This is a genomic window from Enterobacter cloacae complex sp. SYL001 (assembly GCF_049237025.1).
GTDB lineage: Bacteria > Pseudomonadota > Gammaproteobacteria > Enterobacterales > Enterobacteriaceae > Enterobacter > Enterobacter intestinihominis.
The window spans coordinates 15324-38839 of sequence record NZ_JBMKJI010000035.1; the positions used below are offsets into that span (position 1 = coordinate 15324).

The window sequence follows — 23516 nt, forward strand, 5'->3', positions numbered from 1 at the left end:
TGTAATAAAAGGGGGCGTAAAAATGAGTACCGTTTTTAAAGGGCTGACACGCCCCGCTTTGATTAGGGGGCTGGGCGTTCCGCTCTACCCCTTTCTTGGAATGTGCGTTATCTGCGTTTTGCTTGGTGTCTGGATTCATGAGGCTATGTATGCCCTCATCCTCCCTGGCTGGTATGCCATCAAGCGAGTTACGAAGATAGATGAACGCTTTTTTGACCTGCTTTATCTGCGAATGCAAATCAAAGGTAATCCTCTGGCAAACAAGCGCTTCAATGCCGTCCATTATGCGGGGAGTTCGTACGACGCAGTCGATATATCGAAAGTGGACAATTTTATGAAGCTTAAAGACCAGTCTTCTCTTGAAGAGTTAATCCCGTATTCATCACACATCACTGATAACCTCATTGTTACCAGAAACCATGATCTACTGGCGACCTGGCAGATTGACGGAGCTTATTTTGAATGTGTAGATGAAGCGGATCTAGCCTTGCTTACTGACCAGCTCAATACGCTGATACGTAGTTTTGATGGGAAACCCGTTACCTTTTATACGCATCGTATTCGGGTTAGAAAAGAAGTGCGACCTGTATTTGACAGCAAGATCCCATTCGTCAACAGAGTGATGAACGATTATTACGAATCGCTTTCGGCGGCTGAGTATTTTGAAAACAAATTATACTTAACCGTATGCTATAAACCGTTCAGCGCTGAAGATAAAGTGACGCATTTTCTTTCAAGGAAAAAGGGTAATAAAAATATCTTCGAAGAACCCATTAATGATATGAATGAAATATGTGGCAGATTGAGCACCTATCTCTCCCGGTTTCATTCCCGTCGTCTTGGGTTATATGAAGAAAATAATATAGTTTATTCAGAACAGCTTACGCTGTTCCAGAAACTGCTATCCGGGCGCTGGCAGAAAGTCAGAGTCACCAATAGTCCGTTTTATACATACCTGGGTGGTAAAGACCTGTTCTTTGGTAACGATGCTGGACAAATCACTGCCTCTGACCATGCCCGGTACTTTCGTTGCATCGAGATCAAGGACTACTTTCAGGAAACGGATGCCGGAATTTTTGATGCACTGATGTATCTCCCGGTTGAGTATGTACAGACTTCCTCTTTAACTCCGATAGACAAGCAGTCTGCAATCAAGGCGCTGGATGATCAGATCGACAAACTCGAAATGACCGATGATGCCGCTAAATCCTTGCTCGCTGATTTGAAAGTTGGTCTCGATATGGTCTCCAGCGGCTATATTTCTTTCGGGAAAAGTCACCAGACACTGATTGTTTACGCAGATTCGCCGGAGCGTCTGGTGAAGGACACCAATATTGTAACGACGACCCTGGAGGATTTAGGGCTGATCGTAACCTATTCAACCTTGAGTCTTGGCGCAGCGTATTTTGCTCAGTTACCTGGTAACTACACGTTACGGCCACGCCTGAGTTCTATCAGCAGTCTGAACTTTGCCGAAATGGAAAGCTTCCATAATTTCTTTACGGGCAAGGAGAAAGGAAATACCTGGGGTAACAACCTTATCACCCTGGGCGGCTCAGGAAATGATATTTATAACCTGAACTATCACATGACTACCGAGCATCAAAATTACTTCGGTAAAAACCCCACGCTGGGGCATACCGAAATTCTTGGTACGTCAAACGTGGGTAAAACGGTAGTGATGATGACTAAGGCTTTCGCCGCCCAGCAGTTCGGAACGCCGGAGTCTTTTCCACCTGAGAGGAAATTAAAGAAGTTAACTACAGTATTTTTCGACAAAGATCGGGCAGCGGAACCCGGTATACGTTCAATGGGAGGTGCTTACTTTCGGGTGAAAGAAGGAGAGCCGACTGGCTGGAACCCTGCGGCTTTGCCACCAACCAAACGAAATATTTCCTTTATGAAAGACCTGGTGAGGCTACTTTGTACGCTTAACAGTGAGCCGCTTGATGATTACCAGAACCGCCTGATTTCTGATGCCGTTGAGCGCCTGATGCAGAGGTCAAACCGCTCTTATCCGATCAGTAAGTTGCGACCACTCATTCTGGAGCCTGATGATACTGAAACCCGGCGGCATGGGCTTAAAGCACGCCTGAATGCCTGGGTGCAGGGAGGGGAATTTGGCTGGGTGTTTGATAACCCGGACGATACGTTTGATGTGGACAACCTGGACGTTTTCGGTATAGACGGAACGGAGTTTCTGGATAACAAAGTACTTTCCAGCGCCGCTTCATTCTATCTCATCTACCGTGTCACCATGCTGGCTGATGGCCGCCGACTCCTTATCTACATGGATGAGTTCTGGCAATGGATTAACAACGAAGCGTTCAGAGATTTTGTTTATAACAAACTCAAAACCGCGCGTAAGCTGGATATGGTGCTTGTCGTAGCGACACAATCGCCGGATGAACTAATTAAATCACCTATCGCGGCTGCCGTTCGTGAGCAGTGCGCAACACATATTTATCTGGCGAACCCCAAAGCGAAACGTAGTGAGTACGTAGACGAGTTGGAAGTGAGAGAACTTTATTTTGACAAAATTAAAGCCATTGACCCGTTATCTCGTCAGTTCCTGGTCGTCAAAAACCCACAGAGGAAGGGGGAAAGTGATGATTTTGCGGCTTTCGCAAGACTGGATTTGGGAAAAGCGGCGTATTACCTACCGGTTCTCAGCGCATCGAAACCCCAGCTTGAACTGTTCGATGAAATCTGGAAAGAGGGTATGAAGCCGGAAGAGTGGCTTGATACCTATCTGGAACGTGCAAACCTGATTTAAGGAATCCCTATGAAAAAGCATATCGTTGCGGCACTTATCGCCTCTGTTACGGTTATTTCTGGTGCTCAGGCTGGTGTTCCCGTTGCCATTGATGCAAACCCTGAATGGGCTGTCGAAGCGCAGCGCTGGACAGAACGCCTCAAACAGTGGCAGGACACCGTGAACCACTACCAGAAACAGATTAATGCCTATAAGCAGGAGCTGCTGACCAAAACGGGCATTCGTGATGTTCAGGGACTGGTGCAGTCTGCGCAATCTGTCAGTAAGGAGCTGGAGAATATTTACGACCAGGGGAACTCCTTCATTGATGATTACATTAAGAACCCGGAAGCCACCCTGTCTGAGCAAGCCAGATCACTACTGGCCGATTATAAGGTGACAAACACCTGTAAGGGGCTGGGATATACGGGCGACCTGGTGCGGGGCTGTGAAGCCTCGTTCCTGTCCCAACTGGCGGGGATCGAGTACGGCAATAAGCTGGAAAGTAAACTGCGTGAAGATAATCAGGAAATGGCCGACCTTATCGACCAGGTGAAGAACGCCCAGGACACGAAAGCCACGCAGGACGCGACAAACGCTGTATCTCTGGCAAGCCTGAAATTTAACAAGCTCAAATTTCAGTATGAAATGTATCGCGATAAGCAGCGCGATCTTGCAGAATACAAGGAGAAAATGTTACAGGCTGCTTTCCAGGAGAAACAATTAGGGGCTGTTAATAAAGAAACTCCAGTTGTTGATTATAAGGCAGCATTTGAGCAGCAGAGTTATGAAATGAACTGAGGGGGCATTTTGAAAAAATATGGATTAGTTGCGGCGTTGGGGCTTACATTCTTTCTTACCGGGTGTGAAGAGGTTAAATCTGTAGACTGGTGGCAGTCTCACGTAGACGATGCAACGAAAAAAGTAGCTGAATGCAAAAAGTCTGGGAGTGATAGCGAAAATTGTAAAAACGCTAAGGAAGGTTTGTTTAGGTATAAGCAATTACATCCTAAGCATGTTGACTATAAAGATGCATTCAAAAATGTATTGGGTAAAGATGGAAGTTAAAAGGAGCCACTATGGCAACTTCTAGGTATTTCCAGGCCGCTCATGACGTTATTGTTAAAACTCTTGACCAGTCTTTGACTGGTCAGTTAGATAACTTTTCTTCAATAGCGTCTCAGTTGGGTAAGTATGGTATTTCCATTTATATATTGTGGTATGCTTATACCACAATAGTTGGGAAGCAAAAAACCGCAGTGCAGGATTTTTTATGGAATCTATGTCGATTCTGGTTAATTCTTGTTTTTGTCAAAAATATGGGGGGGTGGTTAGATAGTGCAACTCAGGCCATTGATGGGCTGAAGGAAACATTTGCAGGAGGTGATCCTTGGAAATGGGTTGACGAGCTTTGGGAGAAAGTTCAGCAGGTAGCTGCATATCTTATGTCCAAAGATACTTCGAAGTATGTGAAAACAGATGGGGCAATCGCATCTTTATTAACATATGCTGGAGGGATAATTGCATTATTGCTAACTTCAATAGTTTATCTCGCCGCCGAAGTTACTATTAAGATACTTACTATTACCGCGCCGTTGTTTATTATTTGTCTTTCATTTGGTTTTTTAAGGCAGATGTTTAATAGCTGGCTTCAGTTAATATTTAGCTCATGCTTCATATTCTTGTTTTGTGGACTGGCAATTAAAGCGGGAATGACGTTCCTTAATGGCATTCTGACAATCTCGATAGCTAACGCAGATGAATTAAATCTGATATCAACAGGTGCTCAGGCCGGGGTTGCAGGTGCATTTATGGCCTGGATTATCTGGCAAGCCAAAACCTATGCTTCCCAGCTCGCAGGGGTAGGTGTTGAAGGCGCGATGCAAGGGGCAGCCGCAATGGGGATTGGTGCTGGCGTGTTCGGCGCTTCCCGTATGGGGCGTAATCTGCTTGGTATGGGTAAAAATGCAGGGATTGGCGCATGGAAAGGCGTTCGCCGTCAGGATGGAGGGTTCAACCAGTCTCCTGGTGTATCCGGTAAGTTGGGGAATCTGACCGGGCAGGGCGTTAATATTGGCGCTAAGAGGCTTCGCCAGGCTGCGATAGATGCGGCGAAAAAGAAATATGGAGGTTAACCGATTTATTATTTAAATCTGTCAACTCTGAGTATTCCGCAGTAAATATTCACTCCTCTATTTAGGTTCTCACATTATGAAACTACTTATCACGGCTATCGTGACGCTTTGCCTTGTCGGATGCCAGGCGTCACATAAACAACCTCCGGTATCCGGAAAAAGCGAACCTGTTAATTCAGCAGAGGTAATGCGCAATGGGGTTTAAACTCTCAGGATTAAAACTTCCCGGTTTTAACAAGAAAAAAGAAGTAACAGACTCTTCAACTACTTTTGAAGAGAAAAATGTATTGATGCAGGAGAAAATGAACCGCATTTATAAATTCGGTGGTATTGCAGGAATTGCCGTAGGTGTGTTGTCTCTGCTGGCACTGAATGGAGCGCTACCGTTAAAGAGTACGGTTGTCGAAGCTTATCTTATTAATGGTGTCACTGGCGTTGCTGAAAGACTGACTTCTGTTAAAAAAGAAAACCTCTCTGAAAATGAAGCGCTGGCGAAATACTTCATTACTCAGTATGTGAAGCGTCGTGAAGGGTATAACTATTTCAGTCTCCAGCATGATTATGATTATGTTCTGTTATACAGCGCTGAGAATGTGGCGACGGATTACAACGCTTTAATCAACGGCAACCAGTCACCAAAGGTTATTTATAATAAAGCGGAAAAAACCGCATCTGTTCAGGATAATCCGTCCGTGATTATCAGTCCGTCATCCCGGCGCGATGATAAGGATATGGGAGCATATATCCGGTTTAAATTAACCATTCGAAATGTCGCGACAGGCCAGGATGATTATGAATACTGGAACGTCCGGTTGACCTACCGTATTGAACCACAGGTCGAAATGGCATCGGGTGACCGAAACAATAACCCGCTTAAATTCGTTGTAACGAGCTATGTACGCGATAAAGAAGTGAAAGGGTGAAAACTATGAAAATGAATAAAGGAGCGCTAATTGTGGCGCTTCTGTTGGTGTCGCACGTCTGCCATGCAGCCGTTACGCCAGCAGCCAGCCGTTTTGATCCCCGTAATCAGATTGTCAGTTATAACCCGCAAAACACGACAGTCATAAACAGTGCGGTTGGCTATACAACCACACTGGTATTTGACGAGGATGAAACGGTCATCAGTGCCAGAACCGGCTTTCCCCAGGGCTGGGAAGTGAACAAAGAAGATAACCTGGTGTATCTCGAAGTGAAGCCCGTCAAACAGACCGTACAGAAGAACAGTACCGATGACAATGGCAACCAGTCTTCAGAGGTGGTCAGTGTAGCCCTTGATCCTGAAAACGACCTGGAACGCTGGCGAACAAACCTGTTTGTTCGCACAACAAAACGTAATTACAGCATGGAGCTGAACGCCCGAACGTTCCGGCAGCCGGATAAGATCGCGTTTGTTGTTAATTACCAGTACCCGCAGGAACGCCGGAAGGAGCAAGCCGAAATCGAGAAGAAACGGATTGAGGCTCTTAACAAGCGGCAGGAGGAGCAGGCAATCAACCGTTCTCTTGAAAATGCGAAGTCGCCCAAGAACTGGGATTACTGGAAGCGGGTAGCTGACGGCAGCCAGTCAATCAGCCCGGATTATGCGTATGACGATGGCCGCTATACCTGGTTTGGCTTCAGCCCCCTGAAGAAAATCCCCAGCGTCTTTGTTATGAGCGGCGAACAGGAAACGCTGACTAACCCGGTAGTCAAAAACAGCGGTAGTTTCACCGTTGTTGGTGTTCCTGTAGACCAGCGCTTTGTTTTGCGTATGGGAAATCAGGTTGTTGGGGTTGAAAACCGGGGCTTTGGCAAAGTCCGTCTTCCGGCAGGAGATACCGTTTCCCCGAACGTTGAGAAAGAGGTGATCCAGTGAGCGAACAGGAAAATAAAATCCCGACCGCTGTAGAAATTGAACAGGCACTACGGGAACGGCATCAGAAAGAAATTGAGCAAAACGATAAAACGGATAAGGGAGATGAAGATGACGGTAAATCAGTAAAACGCCTGGGTATCGAGAAGCTTAAAAAATCGCGTAAGGGGCTGGTGATTATTGTGGCCGCTTTCCTTCTGCTGGCCGCCGGGGTGTCTGTCTACTATATCCCGTCGATTATTCGTGCAATGTCCAGCGGTGATGATAAGCCTGCCAGTAATGCGGTATCTACTGGTTCAGTAAAACGCGCGACAGGACTCAGCGATGATGTTGATCCATTCAACACCAGGGAAGAACCGGCTAAGACGGAAGAACGGAAGGAAAGCAGCGGCAAAGCGGAAACGCCACCGGAAAAAGTACAACAAAACTTCAGTCGTGCGCTGGATGTGGCCTATGGGGGGAGCAGCTCTGCTTCCTCAAATTCCGGTGGTAGCTCATCAACGGCCAGCAATACCAGGAACGAGGGGGACGGCAGTGACAAACAGGCAGAGGTTCAGCCTGTTAATGCAGGGCAACCCGCGCAGCTTTCTAAAATTACGCGCGTTCCTTATGACCCTAACCTTTTCATTCCTGAAAATACCGCGATTAAGTGCTCGCTGGACAGACGATTTATTTCTGATCTGGCTGGCAAGCTGGTCTGTACGATTAATGAGGACGTATACAGTGCAAACAGGAATGTAAAGCTAATTGAAAAGGGAACAGCCGCATATCTGATGTATAAAACGGGCACGTTCAATCATGGTCAGGGAGCCGTGTTTATCGCTGCTACGAAGCTTAGAACACGTAAGGAACCTTTCATTGATATTCCGCTGATTGATACACAGGCGGCGGGAGCGCTGGGTGAGGCCGGGGCTTCAGGCTGGATTGACACACATTTTGCAGATCGCTTTATGGGCGCGATGATGGTTGGCATGATCCCCGATGTGGCACAGGCCGCAAGTGGAGCGGCTAAAAGTAATAAAGACAATCAGACCGACTATACAGCTAACAGTCGCCAGGCTTTTGCTGATATAGCACGCGAAGCGTTTGCAAACAGCGTAAATATCCCTCCAACGCTTTATAAAAACCAGGGGGAAATCATTACTCTGATCGTTGGTCAGGATTTGGATTTCTCCAGCATCTACAAATTAAAAATGGTGGGTACCCGGAGGTAATTTGATAACGCTGGATATCAAAGAGTTTTCAATGCTGTTAGGAATAAGGGAAAGCGAAATATACCATCATATTCGTAAGGGCATACCAATAAATGGCGTTCCTTTCCCCAAACCACTGAAACAAATCAAAACGCATCGATTTAATTACGAAGAAGTCATGCGTTTTATTGAAGATCTTAAAGGAAAAGGTGAATTATGAAGGATGCAGAGAACAGACATATTGTTTATGAAATAATAGATGAATACTTCCACCACTGGCTTAATGAAGTCGATGGTTTAACTGAAATCGCGGTAAATCGGCCTGATGAACTGTTTGTTAAAGTGAGTGGGAAATGGCAGCAGCATGAATTAAAAATGGATTTTAAAGATTGTATGTCATTTGCAGGGGCAATTTCTGATTATCATGATGGTGGGTCGGTTACGCCAGAATATCCCTTACGTTCTGTTACGCTCCCCGGAGGGGAGCGTGTACAAATAGTTATTCCCCCGGCAACGGAACGGGAAACGGTGTCTATTACAATCCGTAAGCCGTCCAGTGTGTTTATCGACCATGATACCTTTGTTAAACAAGGGTTTTACTCAAGGCTAAATCAAGGGGGGAAATTCAGGGATAAAGAAGATGAATTATCTTCAATGTTTAAAGATAATTGTTTTGAACAATTTGTCCCTGAATGCCTGGTTAAGGGTAAAACGATGGTATTTTGTGCCGGAACGGGGGCGGGTAAAACCACCTTTGCAAATGCCTGTCTTCAGTACATACCCCATCATTTACGATGTATTTCAATTGAAGATACAGATGAAGCAAAGTTCAGGTTCCACAAAAATCATGTGAAATTGTATTACCCGTCAGAAGGGGAAAGTAGCACTGTCAGTTCCGCTTCTCTTTTACGTTCTGGTTTTCGTATGAACCCGGACAGAATCCTCATGACTGAGGTTCGCGGCGCGGAAGCCTGGGATTTTCTCAAAGGCTCAAGTTCCGGCCATGCAGGGAACCTTACAACCGTCCATGAGAGCACCCCTGAAGATGCTGTGCTTGGACTGGTTCAACGGTGCTATATGAACCCTGAATGTCAGAATTTGCCTTATAACATTATATTGCGGAGGGTGTTAAGCAACGTCGATGTGATTATGAGTATTAAGTACATCGATGAGGAAGATAACCGATTTGCATCGGGTATTTACTATCGTGATATTCATTTTCAGGAATACTTTGAAAAGCTGAAGGAGTGATTATGTCTCTGAAACTACCCGATAAAGGCCAGTGGGCTTTTATCGGTCTGGTTATGTGTCTTGTGACGTATTATACTGGCTCAGTTGCTGTTTACTTCCTGAACGGAAAAACGCCGCTTTATATATGGAAGAATTTTGATTCCATGCTGCTGTGGCGGATAATAACAGAGAGTAATATACGGACAGATATCAGGTTAACCGCAATCCCCTCTCTTTTATCAGGTATGGTTTCGTCTCTCATTGTGCCTGTTTTTATTATCTGGCAACTGAATAAAACGGATGTTGCTCTTTATGGTGACGCGAAGTTTGCCAGTGATAATGATTTAAGAAAATCGAAACTTCTGAAATGGGAGAAAGAAAACGATACTGATATTCTTGTAGGTGCATATAAAGGTAAATACCTGTGGTATACCGCACCAGATTTTGTATCACTTGGCGCAGGAACCCGCGCAGGTAAAGGGGCTGCAATAGGTATTCCAAACCTGCTGGTCAGGAAACATTCCCTGATTGCATTAGATCCAAAACAGGAACTGTGGAAAATCACCAGTAAGGTACGTGAAAAACTGCTGGGTAATAAGGTCTATCTTCTTGACCCTTTCAACAGTAAAACGCATCAGTTTAACCCGCTTTTCTATATTGATTTAAAAGAAGAGAGCGGGGCTAAAGACCTGCTGAAGCTGATTGAGATCCTGTTCCCGTCTTACGGTCTGACCGGAGCGGAAGCACACTTTAATAACCTCGCGGGGCAGTACTGGACGGGGCTGGCAAAATTGCTTCATTTCTTTATTAACTACGACCCCTCCTGGCTTGGTGAGTTCGGGCTTAAACCTGTTTTCTCAATTGGTTCTGTAGTCGATTTGTACAGCAACATCGACCGGGAGCTGATACTCAGTAAGCGAGAAGACCTGGAGGGAACAAAAGGACTTGATGAAAACGCGCTGTATCATCTGCGCGATGCCCTGACCAAAATCAGGGAGTATCACGAAACCGAAGACGAACAACGTTCGAGTATTGATGGTTCGTTTCGTAAGAAAATGAGTCTGTTTTATCTTCCGACTGTTCGCAAATGTACAGACGGCAATGATTTCGACCTTCGCCAGTTGCGCCGGGAAGATATCACTGTTTATGTTGGCGTTAATGCTGAAGATATGTCCCTGGCCTATGACTTCCTCAACCTGTTCTTTAACTTCGTTGTGGAAGTCACGTTACGAGAAAACCCTGACTTTGACCCGACACTGAAACATGACTGTCTGATGTTCCTGGATGAGTTTCCGTCTATTGGTTACATGCCAATCATTAAAAAAGGTTCGGGTTATATTGCCGGGTTTAAACTCAAACTTCTGACGATTTACCAGAATATCAGTCAGCTTAATGAAATCTATGGTGTTGAAGGTGCCAAAACGCTGATGAGTGCGCATCCCTGCCGGATTATCTACGCTGTCAGTGAAGAAGATGACGCTAAAAAGATTTCGGAAAAGCTGGGCTATATCACCACCAAATCGACAGGTTCAAGCAAGACAAGCGGACGCTCAACGTCGAAAAGCAGTTCAGAAAGTGAGGCGCAGCGCGCCCTTGTGCTCCCGCAGGAGCTGGGAACGCTGGATTTTAAAGAAGAATTTATCATTCTTAAAGGTGAAAACCCGGTTAAAGCTGAGAAAGCCCTCTACTTCCTCGACCCGTATTTTATGGACAGGCTGATGATGGTAAGCCCCAAACTTACCGAGTTAACCGCCTCTCTGAATAAGACTAAAAAAGTATTGGGTGTTAAAGGGCTTAAATATCCTTCTAAAGAAAAAATGCTCTCCGTCGGTGAGCTGGAGTCAGAGGTTTTACTATGAAAAAAATGTTAATGGTCAGTGTCCTTTTTCTCTCTGCCTGTTCCTCTCCGCCTGAACCACCACAGGTTGACTGGGAACAGAATCCTGAAACGGTGAATACACAATTAATGGACTGGCAACCGACATACTCAGTTATTAAATCAGACAAGGTTAATTCATCGTGGGTTAAGGTTATCCATAATTTCAGGCCTGAAAACCGCCTTTACGATGATGCTGTTTTTTATTCTGTTGCACATTCTGATTCAGTGATTGTTGAAACCAGTAACGGAACAGACTTTTTCACAGCTAAAAACTGGTTGAGGGCGAACGGTGCAAACGGTGTCATACAGTATCGTTATAAAATGAACTGTTTTTCTTGCCGGACTACCAGTGTTTATTTATCACGATAACGCCGGATTAATAAAATTCTTGTAATTTTATTGAGCCGGGGTTGAACAACCGCAGGGCGTTAGTTGCCCGTTATCCATGAGGTGTATATGAAAAAGACCGTAACCACGGCAGTGCTGCTTTGTGCGTTCGCTGCCGGAACTGCTCATGCTGAGGAAAAGGCCGACCCGAACGATCCATGTGCAATGGTGTTATGCCTTGCCGGAAAACTTGACGGAAGTAGTCCGGCAGAATGTGACCCGATGTATAAAAGTTTTATGTCAATCAGGAAAAAGAATAAACATGGTTTTTTACCCGATCACACGGCAGATGCCAGAAAGAAAAAACTAAATGAATGTCCTGCGGCTGATGCAGGTACAGTAAGTAAAATTATTTCAAGCTTTGGCCGATTGAAAAACTTTTAATTCTGTTTGATTTAATTCTGATGTGAATACGCAAGTTTCAGGTTTGAGACTGGAACTTGCGAACATTTTTTACAGGGGTGGGAGGATGAAAATTATTAACGTACCTGATGCAAGAAGTGTGAGAATTGCCGGAATTGAAATTATCGATAGTGTCAAATCGGTCGCTTCTGTTTTTACTGAAATTTTGTTGTTTATGGTCTGGTTTCCGGCAATTGTCTATGGGCTTTATCGTTTTGTTATCGTTTTGTGGGATGCTTCCTTAAAGCCGCAATCGCTCATTGAGTTTATTAATTTCATGGTTGAGTTATACAGCTATGTACTTCCTTCGTTGGCTGTTATCGCAGTGGCTTTAGTCGTCGTTTTATCCATTTTTAAAAGACTCTCAGCAATATGGGAGGGAAGAAAGCAATGAGACATTTTTTTAATGTTCTTTCCTTTGCTGTTGCCCTGTTGCCAGCTACATTGTGTGCTGCTCAGATTCAGGGGAAAGTTATTCGCGTTCTCGATGGAGATACCATCGAAGTTAAAACACTACCCGCGAAAATTGTTGTGTATGAAGTTCCGATTCGAGTCCGATTGATAAATATCGATGCACCGGAAAAAAAACAACCCTTTGGTCGCTGGTCAACCAATCAACTTAAAGCCCTGCTGGCAGGGCAATCAGTTACCGTCTCTTATACGCAAACAGATCGCTACGGGCGAGTCCTGGGACGAGTGGTGACAGCGAACGGCACTGAGGCTAACCGCCAGCAAGTGCTAAAAGGGGCTGCATGGGTTTATGACAGGTACAACACCGATAACTCATTACCGGCTCTGCAACGGGAAGCTCAGACACAGAAGCGCGGCCTGTGGGCTGACAGTAATCCCGTTCCTCCGTGGGAGTGGCGTCATAAACAAAACTGACGCGCTTCGCTTGTCCAACCCCTCCTCTGCCTGAAGAAAATCTTCAGGCAACGTCACGGTTTTTAATATACATGGTGCGCATATGGGTAAATTAACTCTGGTAGAGCAGGCTTTACGGCTCCATAAAGAATATTACGGTGAAGATAATTTTGGTACTGTCGTAAAGGATTGTGATTACTATCCTAAAGTGGCAGAGATTTTTATAAACAGAAAGAATCGTAAAATTTATTCGAATCTTGATATCGAACCCGTTGCTTCAACCGTCGTTCATACGGGAAGTAGCCCTGTTATGGCTAAAGCCGGGAGGATTAAAAAGCTTATGTTTAAAGATGGTTCGGGAGCATACCGGATTCATCTTGGTCAAAATGAAGTGGTTCATATTATTCGCTTCATTCTTAACTCTAAAGTCAGAATGGAGTACGCAGTTGGCACAACCAAAAGTATGTCGATGCTTCATAATCTTTGCGAAGCTGGACGCGCTAAATTAAACCGCTCTTTACCCCGTAAAGGTATCTGGAAAATCGGGTGTTACGACGGCGTTTATTATCACGGTAAGGCAAGGAAGGAAGAAATAGAAAACGCTTTACGTTTTTCTGTTCATCCAAAGTTTAATGAGCTGGAGAATGACTTTAATCAGTTCTTTTCGGATATTGATTTCTACACCCGTTATGGTCAGTCAGGAATGCGAAAAGTGCTTTTTACTGGTCCTCCGGGCACAGGGAAAACGACTATCGCAAAAGCTTTGGGGGCAAAATATCAGGATAAATATGTATTTGTTTATGCTGATGATTACTTTAAAGATGTTTGCTATGCCGCAGCTCAAAAGAAAATACCCGTTATCATAATAGCTGAAGAGGTTGATGAACTTTATCGGGCTGATGCCGGAACGTTAAGTTTTCTTGATGGGGCTGATACACCGCGAAATCTTGCCGGGACATATGTTATTTTTTCAACGAACTATCCTAACCGGATTGATCCGCGCATCAGAAAACGCCCTGGCAGAATTGACAGAATCATATCTGTAGGTGCTTTTCGGACTAAAGCCGCTGCCGCTTGTGCCAAAATGTACTTACCAGACGATATAAATATTGACCTTAAAGAACTTGGCGCGGTGCTGGACAGAACGACTCCTGCTGAAATAAAGGAGATAATAAATATTGCTATTGGCATGATTCGCGGAACAAAAAACGAATTAACAGTAGATGTAATCAAGAATGCGCGTGCCTTTTTGAAAGGAACCCTTGACCTTAGTGTGCAGGAGGCAGAAGAAGACATAGAGGAAAGGGAAGAAATCTTTAAAAAGAATGGTGCGCAGCCTGACTATTCAAGTTACCTTGAGGATTGATTAATGAGACTTTTTATTGCAGAAAAACCGTCTTTAGCAAAGGCTATTTTTGAAGGACTGGGCGGAAATCCCAATACAGAAAAGAAAAACGGCTATTTTGAACACGGTTCTGATGTCGTTACCTGGTGTTATGGTCATATGCTGGAGCTTTACGACCCACAGGATTATGACGACAAATATTCCAACTGGCGTTATAGTGATTTACCCATTAAAGCGGTTTATCCGCCAAAATATAAAATCAAGCCTGAATCAGAAGCACAGACCCGCATTATTTTGTCTCTTATCGATAAAGCCGACAGCATCGTTCATTCAGGCGACCCCGATGATGAAGGATGTTTGCTGGTTGATGAGATTCTGGGTTATGCCGGAAACAAGAAACCCGTCCAGCGACTGCTTGTTGCCGACCTCAACCTTGCGCCAGTGCAAAAATCACTGTCGAATTTACAACCTAACGATAAATTTCGCGGTATGACGTTAAGCGCCCTGGCGCGTTCCCTGTGCGATCAGGGTTTTGGCTATAACATGACGCGGGGATGTACATTAAAAGGCCGTGAGAAGGGCTATGACGGCGTTCTGAACGTTGGCCGGGTACAAAGTGCCGTTCTTGGTCTGGTGAACATGCGCACGCTGGCGAACCAGAATCACACAGAAAGCTTTTATTACGATGTATTCGCCAGTCTGTCGATGAACGGGCATCAGATTAAGGCGAAATATCAGACAACAGACGACGATCAGATAGACGAGAAAAAACGCCTGATCTCCGAAGCTCAGGCCGCGCATATTGCCGGACGTGTTACGGGTAAGGATGCTATTGTTACTATCGCGACGACAAAGCCGGAAAATAGCAAGCCTCCGCTTCCGCTTAACCTTTCCACGCTTCAGCAGCTCTGCGCAAAGCGATTTGGTTATTCTGCAAAAGATACGCTCGATGTGATGCAGGGGCTGTATGAAACTCACAAGCTTCTGACCTATCCACGTTCTGACAATCGCTATCTTTCAGATGAGCATTATTACCAGGCCGGAGATATTGCCACTGCTATAGCGGCCACCGTACCCGAACTGGCGTCTGCGATCGTAGATATGGATAAAGGCCAGAAACACAAAGCCTTTAATGCCAGTAAGATTGAGGCGCACCACGCCATCATCCCGACGACAAAAAGCGGAGCCGGTATTCAGCTTAATGAAAAAGAGCGGAACGTTTATAACCTGGTGTCCGTCTACTTTATCGGGCTGTTCTACCCGGATGCGATCCGCAACAAGACGAAAATCCACTTTGATATTAAGGGGGATACCTTTACGGCCACACAGAGCGTTCTGGTACAAAAGGGCTGGGAAGCGCTGGGTAAGGATAGTGATGACGAGGACGAAACCGAAGATGCCGGAACGGACGGTTTTGACCTTTCATTGCTGAAATTTAATGACAGCGGCCTGTGTGAATCGGCAGACGTGGACAAGAAAAAGACTACACCACCTCGCTATTTCACAGAGTCAACGTTACTGGCCGCCATGACGAGTGCGGCAAAATTCATTGATGATCCGGCTCTCAGAAAGGCGCTGGAAGCGAAAGACGAGGGCAGCAGTGATCGTGGCAGTATCGGAACGGAAGCCACCCGCGCGGGTATTCTTGAGAAACTGGCGGCAAATACCGGGCTTATCTCCATCGAAAAAGAAAAGGGGTATTCGGAGCTGGTATGGAAAACCACAAAACAAGGCCAGGAGTTTTGCGCTGCACTGCCTCCTGAAATCACTAAACCGGATATCTCCGCTCTGTGGGCTGAAAAGCAGTCTCAGATCAAAGCCGGAGAGCTGACAGTTGAGGAGTTTATTAAGGAAAATGATGAGTACGTCCAGGGGTTAATCGACGAGCTGGACAGGAACGGAATTTCGATTTCTTCAAATGCCACGCCCTGCCCGGTTTGTAACAACGGTTTCCTGCGTAAGCGTAAGGGGCAAAATGGCTTTTTCTGGGGATGCTCCTGCTACCCTGAATGCAAGACAACATTCCCGGACAAAGACGGCAAACCGGATATGGAAGCAAAATCCAGATCAGAAGGTTCCATGTCCCGGCTCGAAGCCCCCTGCCCTTCATGCAGTAAAGAAATTATTATCCGGCCTAAAGGCTTTTTCTGTTCCGGGTGCGAGTTTAAAATCTGGTCTGAAGTGTCAGGAAAAAAACTGACACAAAATCAGGTTGAGACATTAATCAAAAAAGGTAAAACCGGAGAGATTAAAGGCTTTACCAGTAATAAAACCGGGAAAAAGTTTGACGCTGCAATTGTTTTGCAGGATAAAACTACGGGTAAACTTGGGTTTCAGTTCAGTAAAAAATAAGGATTAACTCGATGAGTGAAAATGAAACGTTTGACGCAACAAAAAAGCTACTCCTGAATATTCGCTCTGTTCGTGTTTTTGCGCGAGAAACCAGCTTTGAACAACTGCTGGAAATGCAGGAAAAGCTTAACGCCGTGATCGAAGAACGTCGTGAAGAAGCAGAGCGTGAGGCAGCAGAACGCGCAGAGCGCGAAAGAAAGCGCCAGGAACTGCTCCAGTTGATTGCCGGAGAAGGTTTTTCACCGGAAGAACTGCTTGGCCTGTCCGAAGATGCGCAAAAAACACGCAAAAAGACGTTGCCAAAAGCGCCGCCTAAATATCAGTTTGATGAAAACGGCGAAACGAAATACTGGTCTGGTCGTGGCCGGACACCAAAACCAATCGACGAAGCGTTAAAAGCTGGCCGTTCTCTTGATGAGTTTCTCATCAAAAAAGATGCTTCCAGCACTGCTGGTGACGAACAGTAATCTAACAAGCCTCTGACACTGCGTCAGAGGCTTTTTTTTAGCAAAAAGGGCGCGGGGGGTTATGGTGAAGAAATCTTTGGATATCTTCGCGGGGATAAGGGAAGTAGTCTCTGATATCTTTGGTTTCTAACTTACCAGTGCAGTGATACGTCTGAAAATAGATCCACTCTGCTATTGTTTTGTAGATGTGATTTCCCATGTTCGCGCTTTGAGAACCATACTGCATGACTTGTGCATCCAGGTCATTACACATCTCCGGCGGAGTGAGTACATGATATGTCCTGCATAACAGCGGGCGGTAATTGTAGATTGAGCATGTTCCCTTCTCAGACAAAAACGGACATTTTGACTCATGCCCGGTCGTAAGCGGGTTGTCTCTGGCAGTAAGTTTACTTGCTTGTGCAATATGTGTTGCCTCAAGCGCGGTTAAATGAACATCCATTTTACAGCACGAAGAGCACCCCTTTTGACAGGAGGTAAACGTGCTCACAAATTCTTTGTTAAAACGATCCAAAAAGGCGTACATCTGTTTTAACTTGAGGTAAATATTACCGGATTGAGTATTGAGTTTATTTATGAGTGCCTTTAACTCATCGAAATACTTATCAGGTACGGGTTTCAGATTGGTATAGCCGGGTAATGTTTCGCCTGGCTCCAGGTGGATCACTGAGTTAGGTTTGATATCCATTGCTTTTGCTTCCTATATTCTTCTCGCGCTGGTTGTTCATTTGACACTAAAACAAGCGTCATACAATGGCAAGGTGTCAAGCCCAGCAGTAAATCACGCTTGCCAGCAAACCAGTTTCCTGCAGCCGGTTTGGCCGTTGATTTTTGCCAGCAATATTACCCGCTCGATGCCCGCCCTGGGCGTGAAATTGCCAGCAAAAAAGATTGCCGCTATCAAAGGTGTGGTTTATATTATCTGTATCGTACGATACAGATAATGGAGAAGCTTAATAGATGACTGAAAAAATCACTGACGAGGAACTGGCAGATTTGTTGGAGGCGCTCAAAAGAGCACATGGTATGGGCGTTTGTTCAAAGGCGGTTAAGCTGGCACAGCGTTGCGCTGATGTGTTCCCTGCTATTGTTGCAGAGTTACAGGAATATCGGAACGCCGCTAAGCGAACTTCAGCATGACAAGAGCCACGGAACGCGCTTACAGCGAGCTACAACAGGCGTTTGATTTCTATAACCAGCGCCTTTTTGACGGCGAACTCCCTGACTGTCTGATTACGTTCCAGCGCGGCAAGAACACAATGGGCTATTTCAGTTACAGGCGCTTTGTTGCTGCTGACGGCAGCGGCAGGATGATTGATGAAATCGCCCTCAATCCTGAATACTTCCCGGTGTACCCGCTTATTGAAGTCATGCAAACGCTGGTTCATGAGCAGTGCCATATGTGGCAGTACCACTACGGCAACCCGTCGCGTAAGACGTACCACAATGCGCAGTGGGCGGCAAAAATGGAAAGTATCGGACTTATGCCCTCCTCCACCGGGAGACCTGGTGGTGCGAAAGTCGGCCAGAAGATTAATGACTATCCGATCCCTGGTGGCCGCTTCCAGCGCGTCACACTGGAACTGTTCCAGGGGCAATTTGCTTTGAGCTGGTTTGATCGCTTCCCTGTCCAGGTCGAACAACAAAAAGATATGACCGCCGTAATAGAGCAATGGCGCGAAACGCTTGCTCTGGCGCATCAAAATGCTGAGGCCGGGATTGATATAGAAGCGGTGCTTTCTATGGCTCTGCTGCCGTCAGTGTCACCGCAGAACGGGAGCCATTCAGATGATATGGCCGGGAGCAATGACAATGATTTGTCAGTTGCAGCATTTGAGGACAAGCCAAAACGAAATAAAGTTAAATATCAGTGTCGCGGGTGTGGCGCTGCCGTGTGGGGCAAAGCCGGACTGAATATTGAATGCGGCGATTGCGAGCTGGCTTTCATCGAAAATTAATTGCCAGCAAATTTTCCCGGTCACATCTGTTGGCCAGTGTTTTTTGCCAGCAAAGTTTCTTCCCGGGTTCGCGCCGGCAGCGCAAAAATGACAGCAAAAGAGGGGTATCATGGGGCATTACACAATCAGAACGAATGACGACGAAGATCAGGCCATTAAAAAGGCGCAGGAAGCGACCGGACAGGCATCAGCCAGCAAAACCTTTATGACGGCTATCCTTGAGCTTCAGCGTAACAGAGACGAGATGGCGCAGCTACGGCGTGAACTGGCGCAGGAAAAAGCGCGGAGTCAGGAGCTGGTATCATCGGTAAAACAATTCCGTTCCAGCCTGAACAATCTGTTTGATCTGGCTGACAACCCTTAAATAACAAGGAGCGAAACGTGCATACCACAAATGCGATTATCCTGTGCCTGGTGTCATATCCCTGCATCGTTGCATGGGTTATCTATAAAAACAGATTTGTCGATTACTTGTTTTTAACTCTGCTTGCTTGTTTGGGGAGCATTTTTTCAGTCGTATTGTATAAACAGCCCGACTACTCATTGACCATATATCAGGCCGTTGCTGTCGGCTATGCTGCCGTGATCATGCCAACGGTGTTAGTTTTGAGTGTCGTTAATATCTTCATGGGAAAAGCAGAGAGAACGTGCAAATGAATACACTGGCTGCACTGGAAAATACGTTTCGTGATATGAGAAAGCATGGCTGCCAAACAGTCATGGTCACGCAGTCTTTAGCTGATTTTGGCCGCTACAGCTATAAACCGCGCCCTGCATTTCAGGACTGGATCGAACGGCTGAAGACTGGCGAACGTCTGCCGCGAGGCCGTTACTTTGTTGGCAAGAAGCCTGGTGGCCGCCTGGTGCTCATTGATGAATTGGGGGGAACATGGACAGAAAAAGTAACAGTGATTCATACCAACGCTGGATGATAGAGAAGGCTGACAAAAGGGAAAGGACGCAAATCAGTATGTCGTTCGTAAAGATGAAGGACGTACTTTTTAACGTGCTGGCTATCGGTACTGTTTTAGCAGCCCTGGTGGTGATCTTTTATGAAGTGCAAAGCAGCTTATAAATTGATGGCCGTTGACAATGAATGTCATACTACCTGACCGGGCAATGCCGGAAGATTTCTTTCACGGGTGATGGTTTGTGATCCCGGCATTGTTCCGGCGCTCTCTCGTAAATTCTCGCGCCCAATCCCCCTCGCAAAACCTCAGAATTCACGTAACGCACCGCGATTTCGGCAACCATCAACCCTAACGTCCTTATGTTGTTGGGTTTGCCGCAGAACAATTTATTCATTTAAAATAGATTTAAACGAAGCGGGAAACCGCAGACGTAAAAAAACCGACTGGTGAGGTCGGCTTTTTTACGGTTCCGGTGCGAGCTGGTAACTCAGCCCGGAAGGGAAACTCTCTACAACTGACAATAGTATGATAATCCGTGAAGCCTGATTATGCAATATGACGGGCAGTGACTGTGCGTTAACGGTTTGCCTGAACGTTAGATAAACGTATAATCAGAGGGTTAGCTCTGTGGTGAGTCTCTCCCTGCATTCCGCTAAATGCGGCATGAACAGGTTCAAAGTCCTGACAGGTAATACAGGTGGTGCTGGTTATCTGTGCTCTGGCAGGAGTGAGACTCTCTACAACTGACAAGACGAAGAGAAGCCGTGGTGACAGGCAGTGTAAGAGCAAGCCACGGTGTCTTTACTCCATTTATGGAGAAAACGGATGATTAACCTGTTAATCATCGTTCTGAGGGCGGTAGCGGCGCTTGCAAACGCGCTGATTGCCATTCTGGAACTGATCCGCCAGTTCATCGACTAATGAACACGGAAACGTAATTAAGGCCGGAGGAACACCACCTCCGGCCTTTAATAAAAATATAGTTTAGTTACAACATTCACTAGTCTGTACTAACCACCACACACCTGACCTTCTGCGCACAAGTTACCTTTAATCACTCCTAAACAGGCATTTCATGAAACTCCCCTGTTCTTGCATCGGTAACAGGGGTCTGACGCTCAGTGGAACGAAAACTCACGTTAAGCAACGTTTTCTGCCTCTGACGCCTCTTTTAATGGTCTCAGATGTCCTTTGGTCACCAGTTCTGCCAGCGTGAAGGAATAATGGCCGAGCATATTGATATGTCCGTGGCAAAGCGGGGAGAGGCGTGCGATATCTTCATCATTCAGTGTTTCACCCTGCGCCCGGAGATGATCCAGGGCTGCCTGCATATAAATAGTGTTCCATAACACGACGGCGTTAGTGACCAGCCCCAGTGTGCCCAGTTGATCTTCCTGACCGTCGGTATATCGTTTTCTTATCTCACCTTTTTGACCGTGACAGATGGCTCTGGCAACGGCATGGCGACTTTCTCCCCGATTAAGCTGGGTCAGAATGCGCCGGCGGTAATCTTCATCATCAATATAATTAAGCAGATACAGCGTTTTGTTGATGCGCCCCACTTCAATGATTGCCTGAGTCAGTCCGGAAGGACGTTCACTTTTCAGCAATGAACGGACCAGCACTGAAACCTGTACTTTGCCCAGCTTCAGGGAGCCAGCGGTCCGGATCATTTCGTCCCACTGAGGGGTTCTAGGGATTTTCCGTCCAAAAACGACAAAGTGCTCTGGAGGCCCCGCCGTCTGTGGCCTCCAGAGGGGTATTACTTTTTTCGAGATCCCTATTTGGGCTCTGTTTGAGTAAGATTTAGTCTTTTTGGGCTAAATCCATGGCATTCGAAGAACGTGTCCAAATCTTGTCCGAGGCAGAACAAGATGAGTTATATGGACCCCCCGCTTTCACCTCCGCCGACCAACGCTTCTTTTTCTCGCTGAACGATAAGGAACTGGCGATCGCTAAAAGCCTCCGTCATCGGGGCCAGCGTTACATGCTGGTGGTACTGCTGGGCTATTTCAAAGCCAAGCCGGTGGTGCTGAATCCCGGCTTTCATCAGATCAAGCAGGACCTCAAATACGTTTATCAAACCGTTCTACCAGGCCCAGGCTGTAGACCCTTTAATCTCACGCCAAAAGAGAACGAACGGATTTACCAACGTGTTTTCCAGCTCTGCAACTACCAGCGCTGAAATGTCAAAGACCATGGAGCGGCGTTGAGAGATTACTTATCCCAGCAAGCCAGAGCCTGGACAGCGCCTAGGCACCTCTTCGATGCGGCCAATGAATATTGTTCGGGGCAGAAGATCGCAATCCCTGCCTACAGCACGCTGCAAAAGATCATCAGTCAGGTGGTGGGAGACGAACAGGAACACATGGCCGCGCACCTTGAGCGTGCAATGTCACGCGGTCTTAAGCAAGCACTGGCGGAGCTCGTGAACGGCACAGGTCCACTGCCGTTCCGACAGTTGCGACAATCGGCTCGTAACTTCACCGGAACCGAGTTGGAGAAAGAACTGATTGTCTATCGCCATATCCAGCATTGGATGCCGGAAGTGGATCTGCTGTTGAGCACGCTATCACTGTCGCAGAAAAATCTGCAACACCTGGCAGAGAAAGTCGACTACTACGGTGCCAAACTGAAACGTCAAACCGTAGGCAGCCAATGGCTGTATTTATTGTGCTATCTTCAAACGCGATGGCAGCAAGCGCTGGAACGTATTGCCGATGGCTTTGTGCATCATGTCAGACAGACCAAACAGAAGGCAAAGGATTATGCGCAGGAAGCGGTGTTTAAGGATTGGCAAAAAGCAGCTAAAAATGTCAGCAAGGCAGCTGAAGTACTGCACCTGTTCATTGATGACAGCATTGATCTGCAACTACCGTTTGCAACAGTAAGACAGCAAGCACTGAGCCTGCTGACCAAAAGGGATCTGGAATCTGTATGTCTCTTCCTGAACGAGCAGCGACGATCGGTCGATGAAGCCATGTGGCAGTACTGCGACGAGAAAGAAAGTCTGCGGAAAGGTTTGCTGCGAGAGTTGTTCCTATGTCTGCGCTTCGAAGGCTGCGACGGCACCCAGCACTTAGCGGCCGCCTTGGCGAAAACACAAAACGAACTCAACGGCCAGGACGCTCAGTTGCAAACTGCCGACACCAGACTCCTTTCCAAAAAATCACGTGAATTCCTGCTGGATGGTGAAGGGAATATCCTGATCGATCGTTATGAGTGGTTCCTCTATCAACAGATTCCTGATCGCCTGAATGGCCAGCTGACGCTGCCTGATATCACTAAATACCGGGCACTCGACGCCGACCTGATCGACGGGGAACATTGGCGAAAAAACAAATATACGCTGCTTCAACAGAGCCATTTTACAAAATTAGCGGAGGAGCCTGAAAAGCTGATCAAACAGATGGCCATGGAATTGGATACCCGTTTGTACGAAGTCGGCGAATATCTTGAACAGGAAGACAACCGGAATATCATCTTGCGTAATCCGCAGGGTAAACGCTTCTGGCGCCTGCCTTCGGCCAGCAAACATCATCTGGTCAACAATCCCTTCTTCCAGCAAATTCCCACAACGGGGATTGCGGATGTACTGCGCATGGTTGATCGTGACACCGGTTTCATTGACTGCTTCGCTCATGTGCTGGGTTCCCAATCCAGAAGCCGTTCCCATGAATATGACCTGTTGGCAATTCTGGTCGGCAATGCAACCAATCAAGGCATTTACGGCATGGCACAGATCTCTGATCGTACCTATGATCAGCTCAGCACTATCCAGGC

At 46.4% G+C, this 23516-nt stretch carries 25 protein-coding genes and 2 pseudogenes; 25 read left to right on the forward strand and 2 right to left on the reverse strand.

Annotated features, from left to right (window positions below):
• Positions 1–22 precede the first annotated feature (22 nt).
• The 17 genes from ACOTZP_RS21840 to ACOTZP_RS21920 all read left to right on the forward strand — a co-directional run bounded on the left by ACOTZP_RS21840 (position 23) and on the right by ACOTZP_RS21920 (position 16864).
• Positions 23–2776 (forward strand): VirB3 family type IV secretion system protein, encoded by a 2754-nt coding sequence (locus tag ACOTZP_RS21840; protein WP_015060057.1) that lies wholly within the window; start codon positions 23–25, stop codon positions 2774–2776.
• Positions 2777–2785: 9 nt separating this feature from the next.
• A complete protein-coding gene (locus ACOTZP_RS21845; protein ID WP_000716326.1) occupies positions 2786–3556 on the forward strand; it encodes a type IV secretion system protein in 771 nt (256 codons plus the stop codon).
• Between the two features lie 9 nt (positions 3557–3565).
• Positions 3566–3823, forward strand: a complete 258-nt coding sequence (locus ACOTZP_RS21850; protein WP_000759841.1) for an EexN family lipoprotein — start codon at positions 3566–3568, stop codon at positions 3821–3823.
• A gap of 11 nt (positions 3824–3834) precedes the next feature.
• Positions 3835–4890, forward strand: a complete 1056-nt coding sequence (locus ACOTZP_RS21855; protein ID WP_000235886.1) for a type IV secretion system protein — start codon at positions 3835–3837, stop codon at positions 4888–4890.
• 194 nt (positions 4891–5084) lie between these two features.
• The gene (locus tag ACOTZP_RS21860; protein WP_004199085.1) at positions 5085–5813 is read left to right on the forward strand and encodes a virB8 family protein; all 729 of its coding nucleotides are present in this window, start codon (positions 5085–5087) and stop codon (positions 5811–5813) included.
• A 5-nt stretch (positions 5814–5818) separates the two neighbouring features.
• On the forward strand, positions 5819–6748 hold the full coding sequence (locus ACOTZP_RS21865; protein ID WP_000783386.1) for a TrbG/VirB9 family P-type conjugative transfer protein: 930 nt from the start codon (positions 5819–5821) through the stop codon (positions 6746–6748).
• Entirely contained in the window at positions 6745–7959 is a 1215-nt protein-coding gene (virB10, locus tag ACOTZP_RS21870) for a VirB10/TraB/TrbI family type IV secretion system protein (RefSeq protein WP_001295060.1), read from the forward strand. Before ACOTZP_RS21865 ends, virB10 begins: the two co-directional genes overlap by 4 nt.
• A gap of 1 nt (position 7960) precedes the next feature.
• Positions 7961–8158 carry a DNA-binding protein gene (locus ACOTZP_RS21875; RefSeq protein ID WP_000629109.1) on the forward strand — a complete coding sequence of 66 codons (198 nt, stop codon included), beginning with the start codon at positions 7961–7963 and terminating at the stop codon, positions 8156–8158.
• Complete coding sequence (gene virB11, locus ACOTZP_RS21880; protein ID WP_000650512.1) at positions 8155–9189, forward strand: P-type DNA transfer ATPase VirB11; 1035 nt, start codon at positions 8155–8157, stop codon at positions 9187–9189. The genes ACOTZP_RS21875 and virB11 overlap by 4 nt, the downstream gene beginning before the upstream one ends.
• 2 nt (positions 9190–9191) lie before the next feature.
• Positions 9192–11027, forward strand: coding sequence for a type IV secretory system conjugative DNA transfer family protein (locus tag ACOTZP_RS21885; RefSeq protein ID WP_000053822.1), 1836 nt, complete (start codon positions 9192–9194; stop codon positions 11025–11027).
• A complete protein-coding gene (locus ACOTZP_RS21890) occupies positions 11024–11416 on the forward strand; it encodes a cag pathogenicity island Cag12 family protein (RefSeq protein ID WP_000738524.1) in 393 nt (130 codons plus the stop codon). The genes ACOTZP_RS21885 and ACOTZP_RS21890 overlap by 4 nt, the downstream gene beginning before the upstream one ends.
• Before the next feature lie 87 nt (positions 11417–11503).
• The gene (locus ACOTZP_RS21895) at positions 11504–11818 is read left to right on the forward strand and encodes a TrbM/KikA/MpfK family conjugal transfer protein (RefSeq protein WP_000754496.1); all 315 of its coding nucleotides are present in this window, start codon (positions 11504–11506) and stop codon (positions 11816–11818) included.
• An 85-nt stretch (positions 11819–11903) separates the two neighbouring features.
• Positions 11904–12230: a hypothetical protein gene (locus ACOTZP_RS21900; protein ID WP_004208538.1), complete on the forward strand. Its 327-nt coding sequence runs from the start codon at positions 11904–11906 to the stop codon at positions 12228–12230.
• Positions 12227–12721 (forward strand): thermonuclease family protein, encoded by a 495-nt coding sequence (locus ACOTZP_RS21905; RefSeq protein ID WP_001215543.1) that lies wholly within the window; start codon positions 12227–12229, stop codon positions 12719–12721. Before ACOTZP_RS21900 ends, ACOTZP_RS21905 begins: the two co-directional genes overlap by 4 nt.
• An 82-nt stretch (positions 12722–12803) precedes the next feature.
• Positions 12804–14066: an AAA family ATPase gene (locus ACOTZP_RS21910; protein WP_000517490.1), complete on the forward strand. Its 1263-nt coding sequence runs from the start codon at positions 12804–12806 to the stop codon at positions 14064–14066.
• Positions 14067–14069: 3 nt separating this feature from the next.
• The gene (topB, locus tag ACOTZP_RS21915) at positions 14070–16397 is read left to right on the forward strand and encodes a type IA DNA topoisomerase (protein WP_004199098.1); all 2328 of its coding nucleotides are present in this window, start codon (positions 14070–14072) and stop codon (positions 16395–16397) included.
• 11 nt (positions 16398–16408) lie between these two features.
• Positions 16409–16864, forward strand: coding sequence for an H-NS family nucleoid-associated regulatory protein (locus ACOTZP_RS21920; RefSeq protein WP_001293458.1), 456 nt, complete (start codon positions 16409–16411; stop codon positions 16862–16864).
• A 37-nt stretch (positions 16865–16901) separates the two neighbouring features.
• Here ACOTZP_RS21920 and ACOTZP_RS21925 read toward each other — a convergent pair whose 3' ends face one another.
• The gene (locus ACOTZP_RS21925) at positions 16902–17552 is read right to left on the reverse strand and encodes a YkgJ family cysteine cluster protein (protein ID WP_000351937.1); all 651 of its coding nucleotides are present in this window, start codon (positions 17550–17552) and stop codon (positions 16902–16904) included.
• On the opposite strand from ACOTZP_RS21925, the gene ACOTZP_RS21930 reads away from it, so the two are divergent.
• The 7 genes from ACOTZP_RS21930 (at position 17542) to dqlB (ending at position 20654) form a co-directional block, all read left to right on the forward strand.
• Positions 17542–17808 carry a hypothetical protein gene (locus ACOTZP_RS21930; RefSeq protein WP_032072053.1) on the forward strand — a complete coding sequence of 89 codons (267 nt, stop codon included), beginning with the start codon at positions 17542–17544 and terminating at the stop codon, positions 17806–17808. The genes ACOTZP_RS21925 and ACOTZP_RS21930 overlap by 11 nt on opposite strands.
• 16 nt (positions 17809–17824) lie before the next feature.
• Complete coding sequence (locus ACOTZP_RS21935) at positions 17825–18004, forward strand: hypothetical protein (RefSeq protein WP_000136657.1); 180 nt, start codon at positions 17825–17827, stop codon at positions 18002–18004.
• Positions 18001–18822: a SprT-like domain-containing protein gene (locus ACOTZP_RS21940; protein WP_000196235.1), complete on the forward strand. Its 822-nt coding sequence runs from the start codon at positions 18001–18003 to the stop codon at positions 18820–18822. The genes ACOTZP_RS21935 and ACOTZP_RS21940 overlap by 4 nt, the downstream gene beginning before the upstream one ends.
• A gap of 109 nt (positions 18823–18931) precedes the next feature.
• Positions 18932–19186: a hypothetical protein gene (locus ACOTZP_RS21945; RefSeq protein WP_000510385.1), complete on the forward strand. Its 255-nt coding sequence runs from the start codon at positions 18932–18934 to the stop codon at positions 19184–19186.
• A gap of 17 nt (positions 19187–19203) precedes the next feature.
• On the forward strand, positions 19204–19479 hold the full coding sequence (locus ACOTZP_RS21950; RefSeq protein ID WP_000557557.1) for a hypothetical protein: 276 nt from the start codon (positions 19204–19206) through the stop codon (positions 19477–19479).
• Positions 19476–19754 carry a hypothetical protein gene (locus ACOTZP_RS21955; protein ID WP_001093608.1) on the forward strand — a complete coding sequence of 93 codons (279 nt, stop codon included), beginning with the start codon at positions 19476–19478 and terminating at the stop codon, positions 19752–19754. The genes ACOTZP_RS21950 and ACOTZP_RS21955 overlap by 4 nt, the downstream gene beginning before the upstream one ends.
• A gap of 804 nt (positions 19755–20558) precedes the next feature.
• Positions 20559–20654, forward strand: a complete 96-nt coding sequence (gene dqlB / locus ACOTZP_RS21960) for a DinQ-like type I toxin DqlB (RefSeq protein WP_000609145.1) — start codon at positions 20559–20561, stop codon at positions 20652–20654.
• 251 nt (positions 20655–20905) lie between these two features.
• On the opposite strand, the pseudogene ACOTZP_RS21965 reads toward dqlB, so the two are convergent.
• Positions 20906–21418: pseudogene (locus tag ACOTZP_RS21965) on the reverse strand (Tn3 family transposase); the annotation flags it as partial.
• A gap of 143 nt (positions 21419–21561) precedes the next feature.
• On the opposite strand from ACOTZP_RS21965, the pseudogene ACOTZP_RS21970 reads away from it, so the two are divergent.
• Positions 21562–23516, forward strand: a pseudogene (locus tag ACOTZP_RS21970) (Tn3-like element IS3000 family transposase); the annotation flags it as partial.

What these genes read in the sequence shown, in the direction of transcription:
- ACOTZP_RS21840 (WP_015060057.1), top strand. Translation starts at nt 23, where the DNA reads ATGAGTACCGTTTTTAAAGGGCTGACACGCCCCGCTTTGATTAGGGGG.
- ACOTZP_RS21845 (WP_000716326.1), top strand. Translation starts at nt 2,786, where the DNA reads ATGAAAAAGCATATCGTTGCGGCACTTATCGCCTCTGTTACGGTTATT.
- ACOTZP_RS21855 (WP_000235886.1), top strand. Translation starts at nt 3,835, where the DNA reads ATGGCAACTTCTAGGTATTTCCAGGCCGCTCATGACGTTATTGTTAAA.
- ACOTZP_RS21860 (WP_004199085.1), top strand. Translation starts at nt 5,085, where the DNA reads ATGGGGTTTAAACTCTCAGGATTAAAACTTCCCGGTTTTAACAAGAAA.
- ACOTZP_RS21865 (WP_000783386.1), top strand. Translation starts at nt 5,819, where the DNA reads ATGAAAATGAATAAAGGAGCGCTAATTGTGGCGCTTCTGTTGGTGTCG.
- virB11 (WP_000650512.1), top strand. Translation starts at nt 8,155, where the DNA reads ATGAAGGATGCAGAGAACAGACATATTGTTTATGAAATAATAGATGAA.
- ACOTZP_RS21885 (WP_000053822.1), top strand. Translation starts at nt 9,192, where the DNA reads ATGTCTCTGAAACTACCCGATAAAGGCCAGTGGGCTTTTATCGGTCTG.
- ACOTZP_RS21890 (WP_000738524.1), top strand. Translation starts at nt 11,024, where the DNA reads ATGAAAAAAATGTTAATGGTCAGTGTCCTTTTTCTCTCTGCCTGTTCC.
- ACOTZP_RS21895 (WP_000754496.1), top strand. Translation starts at nt 11,504, where the DNA reads ATGAAAAAGACCGTAACCACGGCAGTGCTGCTTTGTGCGTTCGCTGCC.
- ACOTZP_RS21900 (WP_004208538.1), top strand. Translation starts at nt 11,904, where the DNA reads ATGAAAATTATTAACGTACCTGATGCAAGAAGTGTGAGAATTGCCGGA.
- ACOTZP_RS21905 (WP_001215543.1), top strand. Translation starts at nt 12,227, where the DNA reads ATGAGACATTTTTTTAATGTTCTTTCCTTTGCTGTTGCCCTGTTGCCA.
- ACOTZP_RS21910 (WP_000517490.1), top strand. Translation starts at nt 12,804, where the DNA reads ATGGGTAAATTAACTCTGGTAGAGCAGGCTTTACGGCTCCATAAAGAA.
- topB (WP_004199098.1), top strand. Translation starts at nt 14,070, where the DNA reads ATGAGACTTTTTATTGCAGAAAAACCGTCTTTAGCAAAGGCTATTTTT.
- ACOTZP_RS21920 (WP_001293458.1), top strand. Translation starts at nt 16,409, where the DNA reads ATGAGTGAAAATGAAACGTTTGACGCAACAAAAAAGCTACTCCTGAAT.
- ACOTZP_RS21925 (WP_000351937.1), bottom strand. Translation starts at nt 17,552, where the DNA reads ATGGATATCAAACCTAACTCAGTGATCCACCTGGAGCCAGGCGAAACA.
- ACOTZP_RS21935 (WP_000136657.1), top strand. Translation starts at nt 17,825, where the DNA reads ATGACTGAAAAAATCACTGACGAGGAACTGGCAGATTTGTTGGAGGCG.
- ACOTZP_RS21940 (WP_000196235.1), top strand. Translation starts at nt 18,001, where the DNA reads ATGACAAGAGCCACGGAACGCGCTTACAGCGAGCTACAACAGGCGTTT.
- ACOTZP_RS21945 (WP_000510385.1), top strand. Translation starts at nt 18,932, where the DNA reads ATGGGGCATTACACAATCAGAACGAATGACGACGAAGATCAGGCCATT.
- ACOTZP_RS21955 (WP_001093608.1), top strand. Translation starts at nt 19,476, where the DNA reads ATGAATACACTGGCTGCACTGGAAAATACGTTTCGTGATATGAGAAAG.
- dqlB (WP_000609145.1), top strand. Translation starts at nt 20,559, where the DNA reads ATGATTAACCTGTTAATCATCGTTCTGAGGGCGGTAGCGGCGCTTGCA.